Raw genomic sequence first — 20099 nt, 5'->3', positions numbered from 1 at the left:
TACCGGCTAAGGCCGGCAGGTTAATGTGCAGCTAATTTAACAGCGGCGTTAACGAAGGTCGGACACCTGAATGTGGTCCATATCGTCAAACTCCTGGTTTTCACCGCCCATCGCCCAAACAAAAGCGTAGTTGGTGGTACCAGCGCCACTGTGTATGGACCAGCTGGGTGACGCTACCGCCACTTCACTGTCCAACGGCAGGGTGCGTACTTCTGTTGGCTGCCCCATCAAATGGAACACCTTTTCGCCTTCCGGCAAATCGAAGTACATGTATATTTCAGTGCGTCTGAAATGGGTATGTGGTGGCTTGGTGTTCCACACGCTGCCACTCTTGAGTTCGGTTATCCCCATTACCAGCTGGCAGCTGTCAACAATCCCCGGGCGAATTGACTGGAAAATGGTCCGTTCGTTGGACGTTTCCTGTGAGCCCAGTTCAATGAATTTGGCAGCGCTTTTCGGTACGTGGACGGTTTTTGTTACCCGGTGTGCCGGATACGAAACCAGATAATATTTTGCCGGATTGGCCGTGTCGTCCGAGTAAAACTGAACATCCTGGCTTTCCTTAGCAATGTACAGGCTGTCACGGTTGGCCATATCGTAGGATGCACCATCCACTTCGATGCGGCCTGGGCCACCGATATTGATTACGCCTGCCTCACGGCGCTGACAAAAATAATCGGCCGCCAGCTCTTTATGGGTAGGCAGTTGAATCGCATCGGCGGCAGGGGTAATTCCACCAATTACCGCACGGTCTACGTCAGTGTATGTCAGGTTAATCTTGCCGCTTTCAAACAAGGGAGCGGTCACAAACGCTTCACGCAGTTCATCATTGCGCATGGTTTTATAGCTTCGGATATCAGCCGAAAACATAAAGTCCATAATCATTCCTTCAAACGAGTGCCCCGCAAATTTCGCTGGGCAGTGTTACCATTTCAGCGGTGGCGCTTATCGAGCCATCCAGCCGCCGTCGACCAGCATGATGTGGCCGTTCATGTAATTCGATGCATTGCTGGATAGAAAAACCACTGCACCGGCCAGATCTTCTGGCTTGCCCCATTCGCCGCTGGGAATGCGGTCAGAGATGCTTTTGAAGCGCTCTGAGTCCTGACGTAGGTTATAAGTGTTATCTGTTTCGAAGTAACCAGGTGCAATTGCGTTTACCTGGATATTGCTGGAAGCCCATTCGTTGGCAAGCGCCTTGGTCAACTGAGCCACACCACCCTTACTGGCGGCGTAGGATGGCACTGTGATGCCTCCTGAGAAGCTCAGCAATGATGCAATATTGATGATTTTGCCGGATTTCTGTTTGAGCATTTGCTTGCCGGCAGCACGGCAGAACTTGAACACACCGTTCAGGTTGGTGTTGATTACGTCGTCCCAGTCATCATCGGAAAATTCGTGGGCCGGGGCACGTTTAATGGTTCCGGCGTTGTTAACCAGAATATCAATCTTACCGAAACGGCTGATAACGGATTCTACCGCCTCGGCAATTTGCTTGCCGTCACCCTGATCACAACCCAGGGCCATACATGGAACGCCTTTTTCTTCGAGCAAAGCGATAGTCTTTGCAACGTTCTCCACTTTTGAGCCTACAGCAACGACAGTCGCGCCGGCCTCACCCAACGCCACCGCCATCGCCTGACCCAGCCCTCGGCTGGCACCGGTTACTACTGCGACTTTGTCTTTAAGACCAAATTGTTTTTGCAAGTACGCGCTCATTTCTCGTTCCTGTATCTGTGTTAAAGCTAAATGATGTTTATTAAATCAACCCAAGCACTCTGGGCAAGTACTCACTCACTCCAGGTACGGCGGCTACGATAATCAGTGCGACAACCATTGCCACATACATCGGCAATATCGGTTTCATAATCTGGCTGATGGATACCTTACCGATACTGCACCCCACAAACAGCACGCTGCCGACCGGAGGGGTACACAAGCCGATAGACAGGTTGAGGATCATCATGATCCCGAAATGCAGTGGAGAAATACCAAGCATCTCGGCCACCGGCAGAAATATTGGCGTAAAAATCAGTACCGCTGGCGTCATATCCATAAAGGTCCCGACCAACAGCAGAATGATGTTGATGATCAGCAGGATGATCAGCGGGTTTTCGGAAAGCGACAGCAGGGTTGCGCTGATACTTTGGGGGATCAGTTCGTACGACATCAGCCAGGACATGGCGGATGACGCACCAATCAGAAGCATCACTATTGCTGTAGTGTTAACCGTCTTCAGCAAAATTGGATAAAGGTCCCTGACGGTCAGTTCACGATAGAATACCAGCGAAATTACTAACGAATAGAGTACCGCAATGGCCCCGGCTTCCGTGGGCGTAAAGGCCCCACCTATGATGCCGCCGATGATGATGAAGATAAGCAGCAGGCTGGGCAAGGCACCGAAGACTGATGGCCAGAACGGGCCGATGGACTCCTTGGACAACGGCTGAATCTCCTTGCGCCTGACATACAGGGCAGCGCCGACAATGAGCAGTGCCGTGACCAGCAGCCCCGGCAGGTAACCTGCTATGAACAGGGCCGCAATGGACACACCACCACTGGCAAGGGAATAGATAATCAGAATGTTACTGGGCGGGATCAGCATTCCGGTGGTGGCCGCAGTTACGGTCACAGCAGTACTGAAAGGTTTGTTATAGCCCTCTTTCTCCATCGCCGGGATCATAAACCCACCAATGGCCGAAGTGGCCGCAACCGCAGAGCCTGATATGGAACCAAACAGGGCGCAGGAAATAACATTTACAAACGCCAGCCCGCCTGGCAAGCGGCCAACAAAAACTTTGGCACAGTCAATCAGACGCAATGCTATGCCGCCCTGCCCCATGATGTAACCGGAGAGTATAAAAAACGGAATAGCAAGTAAGGCAAAACTGTCAATCCCAGCAGACAGACGTTGCGCAATGGTAGTCACGGCTGGCAACGAATCTATGGTGGCAAGCATAGTCACCAGGGTTGCAAAAATAATTGCAAGCGCTATCGGCAAGTTGATAAGAAGGAGTGCAGCAAATACACCGAATAAAATTGCACTGGTCATTCGCCCACCTCATGAGCCACTCGCTGGCTTTGTTCAGTCAACAAAAAATACACGCTGTACATAAGGAACAATACCCCCGTAACCGGCAGCACTACATATACCGCGGCCATAGGAATACCCAGCACAGCTGATTGCTGGCCCAAAACCCAGGTTAATCGCACCAGATTGCTTCCACCAACAATCAGCACTGTGACGGCAAATATGGCAACCAGCACACAGCACAACTTGAATATGAACCTGGCTTTCGCGGCGGATATATTGCGCACAATGAGATCAAAGCCGAGATGGCTGTGTTCCCAATATGCATAGGCCCCACCGAGCAGACTGATCCAAATCAGCAGAAAACGGGCAATTTCTTCGGTAAAGGAGCTGGGCTGTGCCAGGATAAAACGAGTCAGTACCTGCCAACTGACATCTGCCACCAGCAACACCATCATTGCAGCCAGCAATACCCGCAGATTTCGGTTCAATGCCCCCAACAAACCATTAAAATGATTCATGACTGACCTCCCAACTGGCGAATACGGTCAACCAGCGACTCCAAAGGCGTGCCTTTAATGCGCTCATATATGGGTTTTACACTGTCCTGGAACTGGCCTTTATCCACTTCCATTACTTCAACGCCGGCTTCACGCACTTTCTGCAAAGACATTGCTGTCGATTCTGCCCAGAGCTTGCGCTGGTAAGCCGTGGCCTTGCTCATGGCCTCCTGCAACCAGCTCTTTTGCTGTTCGCTCAACTGGTTCCATACGTGAGTGCCGATTACGATGACATCCGGAATGGACGTGTGCTCGTCTACAATGAAGTACTTGCTGACTTCATAGTGCTTGGAAAAGTAAAACGAAGGCGGGTTGTTTTCAGCCGCATCCACAATACCCTGCTGAAGAGAGGTGTACAGTTCGCCCCAACTGATTGGGGTGGCTGAGCCGCCCATGGTGTTCACCATTTCAACCGCTGATTGGCTGCTCATTACCCGGACTTTGAGGCCACTGAGATCGTCCGGCCCGGTGACTTTCTTCGACGTGGTGTAGAAACTCCGGCTTCCGGCGTCAAAGTACCCCAACCCCTTGATCAGAAATGGCTGACCGGCGTCGAGCAGTTCGCTTCCGAGTTCACTCTCCAGTGTTTGCCAGTAATGGTTCTCATCGTTGAACAAATACGGCAGACTGAATACCTTCATTTGCGGTACAAACGCTTCCAGCGAGCTGGCCGACACTTTTGTCATGCCCATACTGCCAATCTGGATGAGCTCAAGCACTTCACGCTCCGAACCAACCTGGCCAGAAGAGTAGATCACCAGTGACATTTCACCGCCAGAAAGCTCTTTCAATACATCGTTCATGTAAACCAGCGACTGATGAACAGGGTGCTGGGTATCAAGACCATGTGCCAGACGGATAACCGTTCCGTCTTCTTTGTAGCCCCCACAGCCATTAAGCAAAACAAGCAAGGCACAGACTGAGGCGCACAACCATCCTTTCACACGAGTCATGAACGCCCCCCTGACAAATCAATCGCTTTATCAATAATCGCGCCCTTGTGCATAATCACTGTCGCAGCACACAGCTGACCGGCTTCAATGCATTCAGCGGCGCTTCTGCCCTGAAGTTTGGCCGCAAGGAACGCACCGTTGAAGGAATCTCCAGCAGCCGTAGTATCAACAGGCTTTACTATGTTGGTAACCGGATAGAAGGACACCTCACCACCTGCATACAAGGTGCAGCCGTGATGGCCGTTTTTCACCACCAGCTCTTTGGCACCGGCCTTAGCCCAGCGGTTTATACACTCGTCCACCGAATGTTCGCCATACAAAGACTTTTCATCATCAAAGCTGATCACCGCCCAATCGGTCAGTTGCATCATGGTGTTAAAGGTTTGCCGGGCTTCGGCGATGCTTTGCCAGTTGCGTTCACGGTAGTTGTTATCGAACGCCACAATGCCACCACCTGCACGATAGTCCGCCAAAAAAGCGAACAGATTGTTACGATCCTGCTGGCTGTAAAGCGACAATGTAATGCCACTGAGAAAAATAATTGGATATTGCTTTAGCTCGTCAAACACTTCAGGAAAAACAGAAAGTAAAGACCGGGCAGGTGAATTCTGACGCCAGTAACTGAAAAAACGTTCGCCGGAACTGTCGTTGTTTATGATGTAAAGGCCAGGAAGCTGATTGGGCTGGATTTTGACATGTTGAGTCCCGACCCCTTCTTCCTGCCAGCACTGGATCATTTGTTGACTGTAGGTATCGTCGCTAAGGGCAGTAAAATAGTCAGCCTCGCCATGGCAGCGCGCCAGATAAATAGCGGTATTTGAAGTATCACCTCCAAACCCCAGCTTAAATTCATTGTTTGCAAGCTGACTGAGTTCAATCATGCACTCGCCCAATACTGCTACTCTCAACATATTGCCCTTTGCTGTATCTACTTTTTAATCAATTGCCATCAAACTATCGTCATTCGCAATTTTTGTAAAAAAAAAGTAAAAGTGAATTTCAGTAGGCCAGATTCTACCCACCCACAAAATGATTGTAAATGACTAATTTGAGCGGAAATGAGCGGTTATTTTCACCAATATGAAGAAAACCCTCAACAAACAAGCCTCAACCATCTGGTTTTCAACCCTAACCGGATGCACCGAAAGTCATTTTTTCTGCACCAATATCAATCACAAACAGATTATTGAACCCAAATCTTGCGTTCACCTTTGTGATTCCAACATCCACAAACTCAATCTTGCAATATTTGACAGGCTTCACTGGACTGATCACCTATAGATTGCCCCTTATTTATCAATCATGAGACGTCTGGTTCATACTGCAAGCGCCTAATAATAATCATAAGTTTACAATTTTGATACAATTTGATTGCAAAAAATGACCTATCGAGACTACTATCTGTTAAAAAGTGACACAAATTGAATTCTTAAGCCTATGCACTTTATCTGTTAACTAGGGTTTCTGTGAGCATGTGAATACGATCTTCAACCAGATCAAAAGATTTTAGATTAGATGCATTTTGACTCAACGCGGCCAGTGAAAAGGCGAACGGATATGTAAACTTTCTTTTCGCATCGGATTGGTAACACAAGCTTGAGCAGGAGGGGTTGAGGTTGATCGTTCTCACTTAGGAAGTCGGGAGCGAATAGAGCAAAAAACTTGTTTGAACCATTTTCTGTGGAAGCTGATCAGACAGAGTCAACCAAGAACCGAAAGAGTTTTTAAGGATAATTAAATATCAAAATTCAGGAAACCATCCAATCCTGATACAGACAAAACAGGGAGAATAACACTATGTGCGCATACACATTTGCCTACCGGAAAACACAGCCTCAAATGCTAAGGTGCCGTATAAGTCACACCCGCATGACCTGGCAGCCGACATGATTTCATAATGACACATATTGATTAATCAAATGCTTCATCGGTTGTATGAGAATAACCTGAAAGCAGTCAATGGCATTCAATCATTGTTATTGCGCTAAAAAGACTGGAAATAAGGAGAAATTGATTTTCCACAATTCAGTTCAGGTTATTATAATACATAATACTGAGTATTATGATATTGTTAACGCTGAAACGGGTTCATTGACCTAGCAGCTGTTGAAGAAGGTCCAAAGGAACCTTCATATACGAGTATGGAAAAAGGATAAGCTCTTTCATGTTAGAAAAACACCGACAACAACTCATAAAGGATATCCTTGATCAGCAACAGTTCGCGAGCGTTCGTAGTTTGACAGAAAAACTGAACGCATCCGAAGCCACCATCCGACGCGACATTATCAAAATGGCCAAGCGTGGCGAGATCTCCAAAATTCGCGGTGGTGCTGAATCAATCAACAAGAATCCAAGAAAAAGACACATAGCCAGCAGCACCTTTGTCGTCGACAAAAACAAATTCGCCAACACCAAAAAACGCATTGCCAAGCGTGCTGCGGAACTCTGCTCCAATGGCGACGCCATTATCGTAAACGGTGGAACCTCCACATATATGATGGGAGAGTACCTAGCCAACCTGGAACTGAACATTCTGACCAATTCCTTTGTGCTGGCGAACTACCTGTCAGAAAACAGCGACTGCCAAATTTCCCTGCCTGGCGGAGAAATCTACCGGGAACAGGGCATCATTCTCAGCTCCTACGAAAAGGACAGTACTGAGTACTATCATGGCTCAATGATGTTTATGGGTACGCCGGGAATTGGTGAGTTTGGTGTGATGGAATCAGATCCTCTTTTGATTCGTTCTGAGCAGAAACTCAAAAAACAAACCGACAAACTGGTGATCCTGGCCGACAGCAGCAAAATCGGACAGCGCAGCAATTTTATTTTCTGCCCACTGTCCGAAGTGGATATTTTGATAACCGACTCAAAAGCCGATCCTGAACTGGTGAAATACTTCGAGTCTCACGACATCGAAGTTCTGATTGTAGAAGCCGCAGATTAATTTCAGATAAACCCGTTTGGCTGGCGCGGAATTTGGCGCCAGCGTATCCCTTCCTTCAGATATTGCCCAGATTTGACTGAGCCAATGCCCGCCACGCTTCGCGATATTGCGCCAAACCGCTCAACGCGGTTGTATGAGCGTTTTCACTGACAATTTCACAGTTTGCCTGCATCCACTGCGTCAGCTGCGCCGCCCCGGTAACCGTTCCGGTTGTATCCTGCGACAACAATACCCTTTGGTTACTGCGTAACTGGGCTACAATACCGATCAAAATCGGATTCTTCAAAAACGCCCCTTCAATATAGATATTGCCTTCTGCGTCCAGCATATCCAGTTGATAGTCAATCATAAGCGCACAATACAAGGTTGCCAGCGCTATACCACTGATCTTGTCCACTGCCCCCTGAAACCGTCCGGGAGCCGAACCGAACGGCCCGCTTCCAGCACCAAAATTTGGTATTGCGAATACATTCTGCTCGATGATTCGCTCAACGTCAGTTTCGTCAAACTGTTCACCGAGCCAGGAGCCAGCCTGCTCACAGATTTCTTCAAATTCTCTTCCGCCCATAAATCGCGCACAGGCAATTGGAGCCCCCATAGCGTCGATATTCGCGAGCATGTCCCGACTTTCATTCAGTGCGTCCAGCTTGCCCTGGGAGTTCATCAGCACTGTCCAGGTCCCGGTGGAAATCACGGTAAAGGGTTGCCCCTCAAGCGCCAGTTTATACCTCAGATAGCTCGCATTGCTGTCATGAATGCCACTGTAAAACAGACAATCACTGTTAAGCCCGCATAACTCAGCCACCTCAGGCAGCAGGGTTCCGCACTCGAAATAGGCCGGTTCAATAGGCGGGAACTTGTCCTCAATGCCCATATGCTCAACCAGAGACGAATAACGATTTTCGGCAACCGACCACAGATCGGTGTGGCAGCCCAATGACGTAATTTCAGTACAGAGAGTGCCGGTAAAACGCCAAGCCCAGTATTGCGGATACATCAGAATGTCGGTAGCAGAAACAAACTTCTGAGGGTATTTCTGTTGCAGCCAGTACAATTGACGCCCCGCATTCAGGCCAAGAGGCAAGCTTGGTGACAGCGTTGATTCAAACTCCGGGCGCAACTGATCATATTCCGGGCGAACCAGGGCCGCGCAGTCAAACTCGTAATCCAGTATTGGCAGTACCAGCCCATCAGGCTCACTACTGTTTCTATCTATCAACGCGGCGGTGGCACCGTGGGTCGTAAACGTCATGGCGCCAACGGAATAACCCCGGCACAGGGTGCGGATACTGCTGGTTAACCACTGCCAGATCCCGTCTGCGTCAACACAGGGATACTCACCCGAGTTGACCACCTTATTCTTCATTTGCATGGAAGAAATGGAGGTAAACCCTGCATCCAGCAGGTGCACCTTAACGTGGGTTTTACCGATATCCACGATAAGCGTATTGGAATGTTGTGTTATTGGCATGCTCGACTCTTTATGTTCTGTGCCCTATGCGCATAATGCCCTGGCACAGGGACTAACCCTCTGCGACCTTTCACCCGGCGTTATGTTTCAAAGTGCAATTTTTTCTGCGGGTAAGCAATTATTCACCGGCAGACTGTATGGTTGAAATAACTGTTGCTAATATCGGCCACGCCAGCTCACTGCCGCGGCACAGGCTTATCGCCTGATTATTCTTCAGGGCTTCGGATATTGCTTTTTTAATTCAGCCAGGCACTGATAAATTACACCGCATGCAGTGAATGCAAACGCGCCTGCAGTACTCTGAAAAAATTACGCCTGCTCATTGTTTTACTAATCCGAAGTTCATCAAATCCACACCTTTTAAAGTCTAAAAGGGCAGCAAAAGCCGTTGCGCAAGATTTCATAATAGTGCAACATCATTCACATTATTGCAAACAACATCATGGCAATTTGGATTCGCATTATGAAGAGTTCCTTTCTGATGGCAGCAGTTAAAGTCACCACCCATCGGCTGCGTATTGACTTGCTTACCTCAGCCTGCTTGTTGGGCGGCAGCGCAAGCGCTCATGCCCAGGACTGCAACAGCCATGCAACTCATTCATCCAGCGAAAGCCGACGGTTTCTGGTCCATGTCTCTGCTTGCAAAAGCAAAAAATGCCACAGCCTGAAACGAATGGTACAGCATTTTTCACCTATGGCTTATTCTGGGGCATCAGTCACGGGCTGCACAGTAAGCAAGACTACCTTGAGGCTGCAATGAAAGGCTGGGCCGCACTTAACAGTGCCTTGGATAAAGATGGAAAAATTGGCTGGGCTCAGCAAATTGGGGATGCTCCGGACCTGGTCAGCTACGACGATTCGCAGTTATACGCTGTTGGTGGATTTTTACTCGCCGGGTCGGAGGTATTCGACTATTACACCGCGCGAAACGATGAGTCTGCTCACAGTCATTAAGCCGTTTGCGGCCACACACATCAGGGTGGCCGAAGCATTTTGCTCACACACCAACCACAAAAATGGAAAGGAATTATGCAAGCAAAGATAACCTTAACCTCTTACCCTAAATCGGCCTTACTCACTATGGGTTTACTGCTGGCAGGTTGTTCCAGCGAGCAGGCCAGCGTTACCGAAGCCCCTGCCGCTGAAGAATCAGCTGAGAAGGTTATGGCCTACGCCCGATTTGTGCCGGAGCGTCGCGACGACTTCGCGTGGGAAAATGACAAGGTCGCGTTTCGGGTTTACGGCCCTGCCGCCCCCCTGGCTGGACACGCCAGCGGCGTAGATGCCTGGCTGAAAAAAGTGGATTACTCCATCATCGACAAATGGTATGCCGGCTTTGTTAACGGCATTAGCTATCACGAAGATCGGGGTGAAGGCTATGATCCTTACCACACCGGGATCAGCCGCGGTGTGGGCGGCAGTGCTGTGTGGGTTGATGGCAAGCCTTATTACGGGCACAACTTCGATAGTTACGAAGTGATTCAAAGTGGCGGCGATGAGGTTGTGTTCACCCTGCACTACGCATTTGAGACCCCGCTTGGTAACGTTGAAGAGCTCAAAACCGTTTCATTGGAGTTGGGCAGCCAGTTATACAAAGTGGACTCAACCTTCACTTTAAACGGTGAAGCTACCTCGCTGCCAATTGCCCTTGGCCTGGCTACCCATGACGAAAAAGCCAGCGTGTATTCAAATGAGGCGGCAGGCTGGATTTCCGCCTGGGAGGTCATTGATGAACTCGGCCTGGGCACGGGCGTGATTATAGACCCAGCCAAAGTGACCAGCATCGCCCATATGCCTATTGACGAGAAAGATGAAAGCCACATCTGGCTGTTCACCAACACCGATGACAACGGCCAAATCACTTATTACGCCGGATTTGGCTGGGAAGGTGCGGGTGAAATTACCACCCTGGAGCAATGGCACCAGTATCTGGACAGCTTTCCACTCTAAGCTGCACCGCCAATACTCTTTGCAATAAATTAAACGGCCTTCAGTCTCCTGATAGAAGGCCGTCGTGTATTTACGAGGAACAAAATGGAAAAAATTGCTTTTGTCATGACCCTTCTGCCAGGGCATGAAGTGGAATACAAAAAGCGCCACGATGAAATCTGGCCGGAGCTCAAAGCAGCCCTCAAGGATGCTGGCGTATCTGACTATTCCATTTATTTTGAGAAATCATCAAACAAGCTGTTTGCGGTACTCAAACGCACTGATAACCATAGTATGGACGAACTGCCGGCCCATCCGGTGGTGAAAAAGTGGTGGGCTTTTATGGCCGATATCATGCAGACCAACCCGGACAACTCCCCCGTGGTTGTGCCACTGGACGAAGTATTTCATCTGGACTGAACCCTATCCGTTAGGCTCAGAAGCCAACCGACGACATAAGCCCGGACTCCGGTTCGGGCTTCTTAGGGTTTACGGCCTCCACTGTCACCTTCTCCCCCGCGTTTATTGTCCAGATAGCCCAAGCTGTGCAGAAGTCTGCGATCCGGACTAGATCACATTTGACTGCATATGAGCGACAATGCTTTATGTTAACTTTTTGTGATGCTAATATTGCTCAAATGATTGTCATCTCAATAATCTCAACACATTGATGCTGAAATAAAAAGCGAGTCTTAAACCCATGCCTATCTCATTACCCATGTTTGCTAAACGATCTCTTAAACCAGTTGGACTGGCGGTCATGATGGCCACTACAACACTGTCTTGCAGTGCGAGCACACCAGCACAGGAAAGCCCGCAGCCTAACGCTCTGATTAAGAGCATCGCGCTGGACAACGTGTGGTCCGGGCATCGGGTCAAGCCCTATCTGTTGACCCGTGGCAAACATCAGTTTGTGGCCTATTTCGATGCCAATCGCCAAATGACGGTTGCACACCGGGAAGGTGCCAATCCCTGGCGGTATTACAAGGTAGACAGCTGGCTGGGCTGGGACAGCCACAACTACGTCACTCTGGAAGTGGATAAAGAGGGTTACATTCATCTGATTGGCAATATGCACGCCGACCCGCTGGAATACTTTCGGTCTAGCGAACCTTATCAGGTACGTTCGCTGCAAAGAGTAGAGGTTATGGTGGACAAGTCGGTAGAAAAACGCATGACTTATCCCATTTTTCTGCTCAACAAAAACAACGATTTGATTGTTAAATATCGCGACGGCGGCAGTGGTAACGGTAATGAAATTTACAACATCTACGATACCAGCACCCAAACCTGGCGACGGCTGCACACCAACCAGTTTCTTGATGGGCAGGGCCTTATGAGCGGCTATTTTGAAGGCCCGGTGTTAGGCCCCGATGGCAACTTTCACCTGATTTGGGTTTGGCGCAATACCCCAAGTGCCGACAGCAATCACAGTTTGTCCTACGCCACCAGCCCCGATCTGGTTAGCTGGTTCGATTCCAATGGCAATACCCTTGAACTGCCACTGACCCTGGATAAAGTAGAGATTGTTGATCCTGTACCTCCCAAAGGCGGCATGATCAACGGCAATGTAAAGATAGGCTTCGATCAACAGCAGCGGCCGGTAATCTCCTATCACAAATACGATGAAGACGGCGACACTGAGATTTTTGTCGCCCGCAAGGAAGGCAAAGGCTGGAAAACGTCACAGCTGAGCGAATGGGACGGATTCCGCTGGGAGTTCGGCGGGCATGGCTCTCTTGGGCGTTTCCCGGTCAGGCCCAGTGCGCCCGTGGTTCTGGATGATAAAAACCTGGGAGTGACGGTGCGCAAGGATGATTCAATACTGCAATTTGTGGTCGACAGTGAAACCCTCGCCACCGTGCGGGTTGAAAACACGTCCCTTTACCCTGCGGAAATTGACGCGGTTTCCCGCAAATCCAATCAGAAAATGCTTCAGGATACGGCCTACCCGTTTGAACTGCACGTGCAGGCCGGTTCAGGGCAAGCTTCATCAGGCAATCAGTTTTACCTTTCCTGGTTCAGCCAGCCAGGCAACCGCGACCGGGCTCATACCAGCATTTCGCTGCCGGGTGTGCTGCTGGTGCATGAATTCGCGCAGCAATGATGTCATCATTCTGAGCCTGACTGAGTCAGGCTTACTGCCTTACACGAAAAAGCCCCGTCAATTTTGACGGGGCTTTTTGAACTTCAGACAAGTGGTTGAGTTATTGCCACTTGCTCATTTCAGACGCAGCCAACAGAACCGCGCCGGCACCATACAACTGGGAATCGGTTTTCTTAACCGGATCCGGCGATTTACCCACGTGCTGTACCCAGTTCACACGGCCGTCTTCTTCCACCGCAGACTCAATGGCGACCCAGCCTTTTTCAACCACCTCTTTAGCGTGATCATCCGTCAGAATGCCGTTGTTCACACCCCAGGCAAGGCCAAAGGTGATAAAGCCGGTGCCACTGATTTCCGGTGTTTTTACCTTATCAGGATCCATCAAAGACGCAGGCCAGAAGCCATTGTCACGCTGCAGTTTCATCAGGCCAGCGGCATTTTTCTTATACAGCTCGATATAACGGGGTTTGGAAGGGTGATTGTCCGGCAGGTCATCAATGATCATCGGAATAGCGGCGAAAACCCAGCCATTACCGCGGCCCCAGAATACAGGCCCACCATTATCGCTCTTCATGTCGAAGTAACGGCTGTCACGGAAAAAGAGCCCGTACTCGTCTGAGAACAGATAGTCCGCCGCAGCCCAGAATTCTTTGTCTGCATAGTCGAAATACTTGGGATCGCCGGTTACGTTGCTCATCATCAACCAGCTACGCGGAGCCATAAACAGGGCATCAGCCCAGCACCACCGGGTCTGACAGTTACCTTCGAGGTGAGATTTACTGGTTTTAGTGTGATTCAGTTCTTCCGAGTCAACCATCTCCAAACCGACCTGAGGCGGGTTTGCCAGGATCATGTCGAATACTTCCTGCAGATGCTTGTAGGCTGCCTCATTACCAGTCTGTTCCGTCAGCCACAGATACATCTGGCCAATTGCATGGTCATCGGCGTGATAAGGCCGGTTCATCAGCACTTCATAGTTTTCACGCTCGCCGACGCTTTTCATAAAGGCCAGCAACTCCTCGTCACCAACGGTTTCCACCCAGCGGGTCAACCCAATGTAAAACGCTGCCTGGATCCAGAATTTGGCGTCCTCGGATTTTTCACGGTGAGATTCCGGAATGTAATCCAGATGCCCGAACTGAGCGATTTGCCAGTTTGCCACTTTGTTGCCGACTTCCTGTGCCGACTCCCGGAACGTACTGGCCAGGGCTACTTCGGGCTGAGTTGCAACCTGAGTCTGACTTTCCGCCTCTGAAGCCGTTACGGTTTCGCTCCCGTTGCAACCGGCAAGCATCAGAGTGACGGCCAACGCGGCTGGAGTGAGTTTTGCTGTAATCTTTAACATAATGTTTCCCGTGAAAATTCACATTTTAATCAGTAACTTGCCGGATTCTGTTAGTCTTTTTATTCAAGCAGGCTGGCCTCTTCCAAAGGGCGCTGCACCGGCCCATCTTCCCCAACCAGATACATTTTTCTGTAGTCGGTACCCGGCACGATCCCCGCCACTAACACCTGTGCATTCGGGTGCGCATTACGAATGATTGACGTAATCGCAAAACCTGTACCCGGTACACTCAAGTAGACCTTTTGTCGGCTGAACGTCAGTCCACCATCGTTACTCTGCCAGTTTCCAACCACGCCCAGCTTTTTGCTGCCCGATTCAACGACACCGGTGTTGTCAGCATCACTCACGGCCAGAACCATATTGACCGTCGAGGATGAAGGCACTTTAAAGTCGCCTCGTGAAACCGGTAATGGCTCTGGGCCACTGACCCACTGCTGGCCATCCCAGCGATAGAAATAGAAGTTTTGCGGCCCACCGTGCTTGCGCCCCAGGTGCTCGCCCATTCTGAAGCTCACATAAGGGTATCCGTCTGGCCCGATTTGGGTGGTACCTCGATTGGCCCACAATTCACCAGAATCCACCACCAGCGCCTTTGCGTCGGCATCTTCCTTGGTGAGCGGCACATCCAGCACTTCACCCTGAACGTTATGCCAGTCACCATCCAGGGTATTCATGTACAGGTAGTAACCGTTGCGACGCTCGCCATCATGAGTCTTGGTTGGGGTGTTATCCCAACACATGTGGTACGTCACTGCAGCCAGAATGGTGTTGTTTGGCCCCTTGGTAAACCATGCATACCAGGCATCCACACCGGCCGCATCATCTCTGCGCTTGGTTTTCAGTACAGATACAGGTTCGCCGAATGTGCGGCCATTGTCGGTAGATTTCTGATAAACCCAGTTGCTGCGGTGGGCGCCGTGGCGATAGAACAGGTATAGATCGCCATTATCCATCTTGACCCACTGATTGTAGGTGCCAAATGGCGAAACATTGTTGAGCGTTTCCCATTCGCTAATGTCGTAAGGGCGTTTGGAAACCGCATGCTGCTGGCGACCGTAATGATAGTTACCCAGTTTGTTCTCACCCAGTTCCGGCACACCGCCGTGACCGCCAAAGGCCACGTGAATGTAGCCCTCGTCATCAATGATCATGGCGGGCTTGCCGTGATTGTCGATTTTGTCACGGGTCGGGTCTTTGCCCATATCACTGACACCGGCTTTAAATGGGCCTGACCACTGTTTGGTATTGTGGTTGTAAGCTGCCAGATACGGATCTTCCAATAACCCCTGATAGGCCACATAGGTAATTCCGTTGTGGTATTCACCGGCAGGGTGCTGAATGGGGGCTACCGCATTACTCAGGCCATTGTCAGCGAAGTAATCCACCATGGTTTGTTGTGGAACGGCATTGTCGTTTGCACAGCCAGCCAGCGCGCTGATAACAAGAGCGCTAGCCAGAGAATTAAAGAGGCGTTTCTTTTCATTGAGATAACTCGCGGTTTTGCCTGACAATCCAAGTAAATTCATATCGCCTCAATCCTCAAGAATACTTAAAGCAAGTGCCACAAACAGGCACGAGAGGGAGCCCCCCTCCTCCCCGATGCTGGCTCTCATTAATATGGGTAACCAGCTCCGGGGTGAGCCCCCTCTCATAATGCGCAACAATAAATTAACACGACACAAAATGCAACATAATGATTAAAACTGAGCGTTTATGGTGATTAAAAAACACCAGCAGATGGGTCCAGAAACAGGATTCAAGGAATTTTTTACAAAAAAATGGCCCGGGTAATACCGGGCCGCAGAGTGTTTAGAAAGTCCCGCGTTTCACGCGAAACACTCTGCAGACTGGAGACAAACGTAGCGAGCGAAGAAAGTGCAAGGAAAAAGTCGCCGAAAAACCGCAGTTTACAAATGGTAAATGAGGATTTTGAGAAGACTTTTAACGCTGCAATTTCGAGCGCAGTAGTTTGTCATCAGTCTGTGGCCCGGGCAATACCGGGCCAGATGACGTTTACTTCTCTTGCTGATTTCGATCAGTCTTTGTATTGCTCAAACAACTCCAGGAACGCCTGGGCTTTTTGCGGGTATTCCGCCGCCAGATTGTTGGACTCGTCCGGATCCTGCAGAATGTTAAACAATTGCAGATCGCCATCCAGACGGTACCTGACCGCTTTCCATTCGCCTTCTCTTGCCGCCTGATAAATGTCACCAATAACACCGGAATTCGGATCGCCTACCTGTTTGGCAAATTCCCAGTACATCAGGCGCTCAGGCATTTCCTCTGGTTCATCCTGCAACAATCCGGAAATGGACACCCCGTTGGTACGTACCCGTGGCACCAGGTTCAGGTTAACACCGGCAATGTCTGCAAAAGTAGGCAGCACATCTGCAAACGTCCATGGGGTTTTGTCGACGCGAGGCTGCTTAATTTTCGCTGGCCAGTGCAACAGCATGGGAACGTGAATACCGCCGTCAAACAGGTCACGTTTCTGGCCTTTATAGGGCGCAGAAGCTTTCAGGTATTGCGGGTCCGCTCCACCTTCATCGTGTGGGCCATTGTCAGACGTGAAGATAATCAGGGTGTTATCGAGAATGCCGCGCTTTTCCAAAGTGGCAATGATTTGGCCCACATAGTCGTCAAGCGCACTGACCATTCCTGCCAGCGTAGCATTGGGCTTATCCACCGGCTCAGGGTAATAGGCCGCGTATTTGTCGCTGGGAACACCGGTAGACATGCCGGTATAAGGCTTCTCTTCAAAGTCGTACTGGGCACTGTATTTTTCAGGCACAGCCAGTTCCGCGTGAGGGGAAGAAAATGTCAGCATGACGAAGAACGGATTGTCCCGCTCCTGTTCAATGTAATTAATGGCTTCTTCCGCGAACAGTTCCTGGGCATACGCGCCTTTTTTGCCACCTTCGTTCTCGGTAATGCGGATTTTTTTACCATCCCGCCACAGGATTTGCGGATACTGGCGGTGCCCTTCAAGAATCGAGTACATGCCATACCAGGTATCAAAACCCATCGCCAGCGGATCGGTAACGCCCATTTGCGAACCTATGGAATACTTACCAAAAAGCGCCGTATCATAGCTGGCGTGCTTCAACACATGGGCAACCGTTATATCCATCTCAGTCAGTTGAACTGTGTTGGAGTTATTGGTCATATAGCGGCCATCCCGCCCGGTAAACAGTGCCACCCGGGAAGGGGAGCACACGGTATTGCCGGCATACGCATGATCAAACCGAATACCGTTACTGGCCATTTTATCCAGGTTAGGCGTTTTAATCGGGGTGTTACCGTAAGCACCCACTTGGTTGAAACCGAGATCGTCGGTCAAAATAAAGATGATATTTGGCTTTTCTTCAGCGTAGGTAAATGCGCTAAAGCTCATCAACAGGCATTGCAAAAGATAAGCAGCAATACGGCTCTTATTTATCATTTTTCATCTTTCCTTGGCGTAATTTAATTCGCAGATTTCAGCTAACCCGGTGTTTTAACAAAAATCAGAATAACACCGGCAGGCAATTACAGGCATGACCAATAATGACCTATCGTGACGACTTTAACATAGCATGAACAATATTAAAGCCTATTTTTAACGCTTCAAACCAGTTTGGCACGAACCGGACGGCGTCAATTCTCTGGGAAAGTACTTAATCCACAAGCAAAATTATCAATCACACGAAAATGTTTAACCTTGATTATTTTTGACCATTAGGGTACTAATACAGTTTGCAGAAATGTTAATAAAGTCACCGGTCGCGTTCCGATAATATCGATTACCGAGATACATGGGGAGCTACCAGCAAGCGTCGAACTCTAACCCGCAGGCCACAAATGAATTACCAAAGCATCGCTAAATTCACCTCTGCTCTGTTCCTTTTCACAATAGGCCTGCCGATTGTAAGCACCCACTCACATGCAGAGCAGGCACCTCAAAATATGAGTGATAAGCCTCCTCTCAATATTCTGTGGCTGGTGATTGAAGACATGAGCCCATTGCTCAATGAATACGGTGACAACACCCTGGCCACGCCGAACATTTCCAGCCTCGCCAGCGAAGGTGTGGTATACACCAATGTGTTCTCACCTTCAGGCGTATGCGCACCCAGCCGGGCCGCCATTGCACTGGGGATGTACCCTTCTGCGGTTGGCGCCAACAATATGCGCACCACTTCCAACACACAGGAAACCGGCTTACCCAGCTACGAGGCGGTGCCTCCGGCTGAAGCGAAAATGCTCAGTCAGTACCTGCGCGAGCTGGGCTATTACACCACCAACAACCTGAAAGAAGATTATCAGTTCAAAGCCCCCAAGACTGCGTGGCATGACAGCAGCGCGCTGGCCCACTGGCGGGACCGCGCACAACGGCAGCCCTTTTTTGCCGTAGTCAATTTCACCACCACCCACGAGTCAGGCCTGTTTGAACCCTATGGATTTCGTGAGATTGAGTTCCGTCATTACCTGAACAACGACAAAAAAGCTATCACCGCACTGCCTCAGCACCACTCGGTAAAAACCACAGAAGCTGACACCCCGGTTCACCTGCCCAAAGATACGGATTTTAATATTCCCCCCTACCTGCCCGACACTCCGGTGGTACGCAGGGACATGTGGAAAATGTACAACAATCTGGCCGAGACTGACCGCCAGATTGGCGCAGTGCTGCAGCAACTCAAGGACGACGGCCTTTATGACAGCACCATCATTGTTTTTTATTCCGATCACGGCGGGCCTTTGCCAAGACAAAAGCGGTTGATTTACGACAGTGGCCTGAAAGTGCCCATGTTCATTCGTTTTCCCCATGCTAAAGGCGCCGGGGCTCGCGATGACCAGTTGATCAGCTTTGTTGACCTGGCGCCAACCACCATTGCCTTGGCAGGCGGTGAAATTCCTTCCCACATGCACGGGCGCAATTTTTTGGGCCAGAACACGCCTGCCCGCAAATACATTCACGCTGCGGTTGATCGTCTGGACGAATACACCGATGCCATTCGTGCGGTACGAGATAAACAATTTAAGTACATCCGCAACTACCGCCCAAATCAGGGATACTATCTGCCGCTTGCCTACCGGGAGAAAATTCCCAGCATGCAGGAGTTACTGCGTCTAAAGGCCTCAGGTCAGTTATCAGAAGCGCAGGCGCAGTGGTTTCGGTCACAAAAGCCCGCCGAAGAACTGTTTGATGTTGAGGCAGACCCACACGAATTGAATAACCTGGCCGGATTACCCGAATATGCCGACACCCTGCACAGGCTTTCCAGTGAGATGGATCGCTGGCTTGCGCAAATTGGCGATACGCCGAACCTACCCGAGAGCGAGCTGATCGCCGGGCTATGGCAGGGCCAGAATACCCAGCCGCAAACCGCACAGCCCGTTGTAGAAAAAAGCCACGGTAAGATTAGCCTGACCAGCCCCACACCGGGTGCAAACATCAGCTATAGCCTGGGCAACAGCAGCGATGCCTCGCTTCACTGGCAGCCTTATTACGAACCGTTTGAAGTGGAAACGGGTACCGCAATAAGTGTTATCGCTCATCGTATCGGCTATCAGGAAAGCCTGGTCGTCACACTAGGGTGTGTTTATCTTTGTTAATTATTTATGTTGGAAACTAAAATGGCTGAGAACGAGGCGTCGGTGGCGCAGTTTGGCAATCCAAATAAGTCAACGACAACGCGGTTATCGGTCATTTTAGCTTCAACCCGAAGGGCAGTGACCATTATTGCGCCATACTGCCCACAAATTCGCTCATT

At 50.0% G+C, this 20099-nt stretch carries 16 protein-coding genes; 6 read left to right on the top strand and 10 right to left on the bottom strand.

The window, feature by feature from the left end; translation table 11 throughout:
* Positions 1-48: 48 nt before the first annotated feature.
* The 6 genes from kduI to DXV75_RS09075 all read right to left on the bottom strand — a co-directional run bounded on the left by kduI (position 49) and on the right by DXV75_RS09075 (position 5455).
* Positions 49-879 (bottom strand): 5-dehydro-4-deoxy-D-glucuronate isomerase, encoded by an 831-nt coding sequence (kduI, locus tag DXV75_RS09100; RefSeq protein WP_115593104.1) that lies wholly within the window; start codon positions 877-879, stop codon positions 49-51.
* Positions 880-945: 66 nt separating this feature from the next.
* Entirely contained in the window at positions 946-1719 is a 774-nt protein-coding gene (locus DXV75_RS09095; RefSeq protein ID WP_115593103.1) for a glucose 1-dehydrogenase, read from the bottom strand.
* A gap of 40 nt (positions 1720-1759) precedes the next feature.
* A complete protein-coding gene (locus DXV75_RS09090; protein WP_115593102.1) occupies positions 1760-3052 on the bottom strand; it encodes a TRAP transporter large permease in 1293 nt (430 codons plus the stop codon).
* Positions 3049-3552 (bottom strand): TRAP transporter small permease, encoded by a 504-nt coding sequence (locus DXV75_RS09085; protein WP_115593101.1) that lies wholly within the window; start codon positions 3550-3552, stop codon positions 3049-3051. Before DXV75_RS09085 ends, DXV75_RS09090 begins: the two co-directional genes overlap by 4 nt.
* On the bottom strand, positions 3549-4544 hold the full coding sequence (locus tag DXV75_RS09080; RefSeq protein WP_115593100.1) for a TRAP transporter substrate-binding protein: 996 nt from the start codon (positions 4542-4544) through the stop codon (positions 3549-3551). Before DXV75_RS09080 ends, DXV75_RS09085 begins: the two co-directional genes overlap by 4 nt.
* Positions 4541-5455 (bottom strand): sugar kinase, encoded by a 915-nt coding sequence (locus tag DXV75_RS09075; protein WP_115593099.1) that lies wholly within the window; start codon positions 5453-5455, stop codon positions 4541-4543. Before DXV75_RS09075 ends, DXV75_RS09080 begins: the two co-directional genes overlap by 4 nt.
* A gap of 1253 nt (positions 5456-6708) precedes the next feature.
* On the opposite strand from DXV75_RS09075, the gene DXV75_RS09070 reads away from it, so the two are divergent.
* On the top strand, positions 6709-7491 hold the full coding sequence (locus DXV75_RS09070) for a DeoR/GlpR family DNA-binding transcription regulator (RefSeq protein ID WP_115593098.1): 783 nt from the start codon (positions 6709-6711) through the stop codon (positions 7489-7491).
* Positions 7492-7546: 55 nt separating this feature from the next.
* Here DXV75_RS09070 and DXV75_RS09065 read toward each other — a convergent pair whose 3' ends face one another.
* Entirely contained in the window at positions 7547-8962 is a 1416-nt protein-coding gene (locus DXV75_RS09065; RefSeq protein WP_115593097.1) for an FGGY-family carbohydrate kinase, read from the bottom strand.
* 654 nt (positions 8963-9616) lie between these two features.
* Here DXV75_RS09065 and DXV75_RS09060 point away from each other — a divergent pair.
* The 4 genes from DXV75_RS09060 (at position 9617) to DXV75_RS09045 (ending at position 12998) form a co-directional block, all read left to right on the top strand.
* Complete coding sequence (locus tag DXV75_RS09060) at positions 9617-9916, top strand: glycoside hydrolase family 88 protein (RefSeq protein ID WP_115593096.1); 300 nt, start codon at positions 9617-9619, stop codon at positions 9914-9916.
* A gap of 75 nt (positions 9917-9991) precedes the next feature.
* Entirely contained in the window at positions 9992-10912 is a 921-nt protein-coding gene (locus tag DXV75_RS09055) for a DUF4861 family protein (RefSeq protein ID WP_245953160.1), read from the top strand.
* Positions 10913-10996: 84 nt separating this feature from the next.
* The gene (gene rhaM, locus DXV75_RS09050) at positions 10997-11311 is read left to right on the top strand and encodes an L-rhamnose mutarotase (RefSeq protein ID WP_115593095.1); all 315 of its coding nucleotides are present in this window, start codon (positions 10997-10999) and stop codon (positions 11309-11311) included.
* A 340-nt stretch (positions 11312-11651) separates the two neighbouring features.
* The gene (locus DXV75_RS09045; protein WP_245953159.1) at positions 11652-12998 is read left to right on the top strand and encodes a BNR repeat-containing protein; all 1347 of its coding nucleotides are present in this window, start codon (positions 11652-11654) and stop codon (positions 12996-12998) included.
* 100 nt (positions 12999-13098) lie between these two features.
* On the opposite strand, the gene DXV75_RS09040 is transcribed toward DXV75_RS09045, so the two are convergent.
* The 3 genes from DXV75_RS09040 to DXV75_RS09030 all read right to left on the bottom strand — a co-directional run bounded on the left by DXV75_RS09040 (position 13099) and on the right by DXV75_RS09030 (position 17785).
* Positions 13099-14343 carry a glycoside hydrolase family 88/105 protein gene (locus DXV75_RS09040; RefSeq protein ID WP_181898393.1) on the bottom strand — a complete coding sequence of 415 codons (1245 nt, stop codon included), beginning with the start codon at positions 14341-14343 and terminating at the stop codon, positions 13099-13101.
* 59 nt (positions 14344-14402) lie between these two features.
* Positions 14403-15869, bottom strand: a complete 1467-nt coding sequence (locus DXV75_RS09035; protein ID WP_115593092.1) for a BNR-4 repeat-containing protein — start codon at positions 15867-15869, stop codon at positions 14403-14405.
* 509 nt (positions 15870-16378) lie between these two features.
* Positions 16379-17785 carry a sulfatase-like hydrolase/transferase gene (locus DXV75_RS09030; RefSeq protein WP_115593091.1) on the bottom strand — a complete coding sequence of 469 codons (1407 nt, stop codon included), beginning with the start codon at positions 17783-17785 and terminating at the stop codon, positions 16379-16381.
* A gap of 503 nt (positions 17786-18288) precedes the next feature.
* On the opposite strand from DXV75_RS09030, the gene DXV75_RS09025 reads away from it, so the two are divergent.
* A complete protein-coding gene (locus DXV75_RS09025; RefSeq protein WP_245953158.1) occupies positions 18289-19941 on the top strand; it encodes a sulfatase-like hydrolase/transferase in 1653 nt (550 codons plus the stop codon).
* Positions 19942-20099: the final 158 nt, after the last annotated feature.

The organism is Alteromonas aestuariivivens, assembly GCF_003367475.1.
GTDB classification, from domain to species: Bacteria; Pseudomonadota; Gammaproteobacteria; order Enterobacterales; family Alteromonadaceae; genus Alteromonas; species Alteromonas aestuariivivens.
This window is presented reverse-complemented; position numbering and strand designations above follow the sequence as displayed.

What these genes read in the sequence shown, in the direction of transcription:
- DXV75_RS09045 (WP_245953159.1), top strand. Translation starts at nt 11,652, where the DNA reads ATGATGGCCACTACAACACTGTCTTGCAGTGCGAGCACACCAGCACAG.
- DXV75_RS09075 (WP_115593099.1), bottom strand. Translation starts at nt 5,455, where the DNA reads ATGTTGAGAGTAGCAGTATTGGGCGAGTGCATGATTGAACTCAGTCAG.
- DXV75_RS09085 (WP_115593101.1), bottom strand. Translation starts at nt 3,552, where the DNA reads ATGAATCATTTTAATGGTTTGTTGGGGGCATTGAACCGAAATCTGCGG.
- DXV75_RS09025 (WP_245953158.1), top strand. Translation starts at nt 18,289, where the DNA reads ATGAGTGATAAGCCTCCTCTCAATATTCTGTGGCTGGTGATTGAAGAC.
- DXV75_RS09035 (WP_115593092.1), bottom strand. Translation starts at nt 15,869, where the DNA reads ATGAATTTACTTGGATTGTCAGGCAAAACCGCGAGTTATCTCAATGAA.
- DXV75_RS09055 (WP_245953160.1), top strand. Translation starts at nt 9,992, where the DNA reads ATGCAAGCAAAGATAACCTTAACCTCTTACCCTAAATCGGCCTTACTC.
- kduI (WP_115593104.1), bottom strand. Translation starts at nt 879, where the DNA reads ATGGACTTTATGTTTTCGGCTGATATCCGAAGCTATAAAACCATGCGC.
- DXV75_RS09040 (WP_181898393.1), bottom strand. Translation starts at nt 14,343, where the DNA reads ATGTTAAAGATTACAGCAAAACTCACTCCAGCCGCGTTGGCCGTCACT.
- DXV75_RS09070 (WP_115593098.1), top strand. Translation starts at nt 6,709, where the DNA reads ATGTTAGAAAAACACCGACAACAACTCATAAAGGATATCCTTGATCAG.
- DXV75_RS09060 (WP_115593096.1), top strand. Translation starts at nt 9,617, where the DNA reads ATGCCACAGCCTGAAACGAATGGTACAGCATTTTTCACCTATGGCTTA.
- rhaM (WP_115593095.1), top strand. Translation starts at nt 10,997, where the DNA reads ATGGAAAAAATTGCTTTTGTCATGACCCTTCTGCCAGGGCATGAAGTG.
- DXV75_RS09090 (WP_115593102.1), bottom strand. Translation starts at nt 3,052, where the DNA reads ATGACCAGTGCAATTTTATTCGGTGTATTTGCTGCACTCCTTCTTATC.
- DXV75_RS09095 (WP_115593103.1), bottom strand. Translation starts at nt 1,719, where the DNA reads ATGAGCGCGTACTTGCAAAAACAATTTGGTCTTAAAGACAAAGTCGCA.
- DXV75_RS09030 (WP_115593091.1), bottom strand. Translation starts at nt 17,785, where the DNA reads ATGATAAATAAGAGCCGTATTGCTGCTTATCTTTTGCAATGCCTGTTG.
- DXV75_RS09080 (WP_115593100.1), bottom strand. Translation starts at nt 4,544, where the DNA reads ATGACTCGTGTGAAAGGATGGTTGTGCGCCTCAGTCTGTGCCTTGCTT.
- DXV75_RS09065 (WP_115593097.1), bottom strand. Translation starts at nt 8,962, where the DNA reads ATGCCAATAACACAACATTCCAATACGCTTATCGTGGATATCGGTAAA.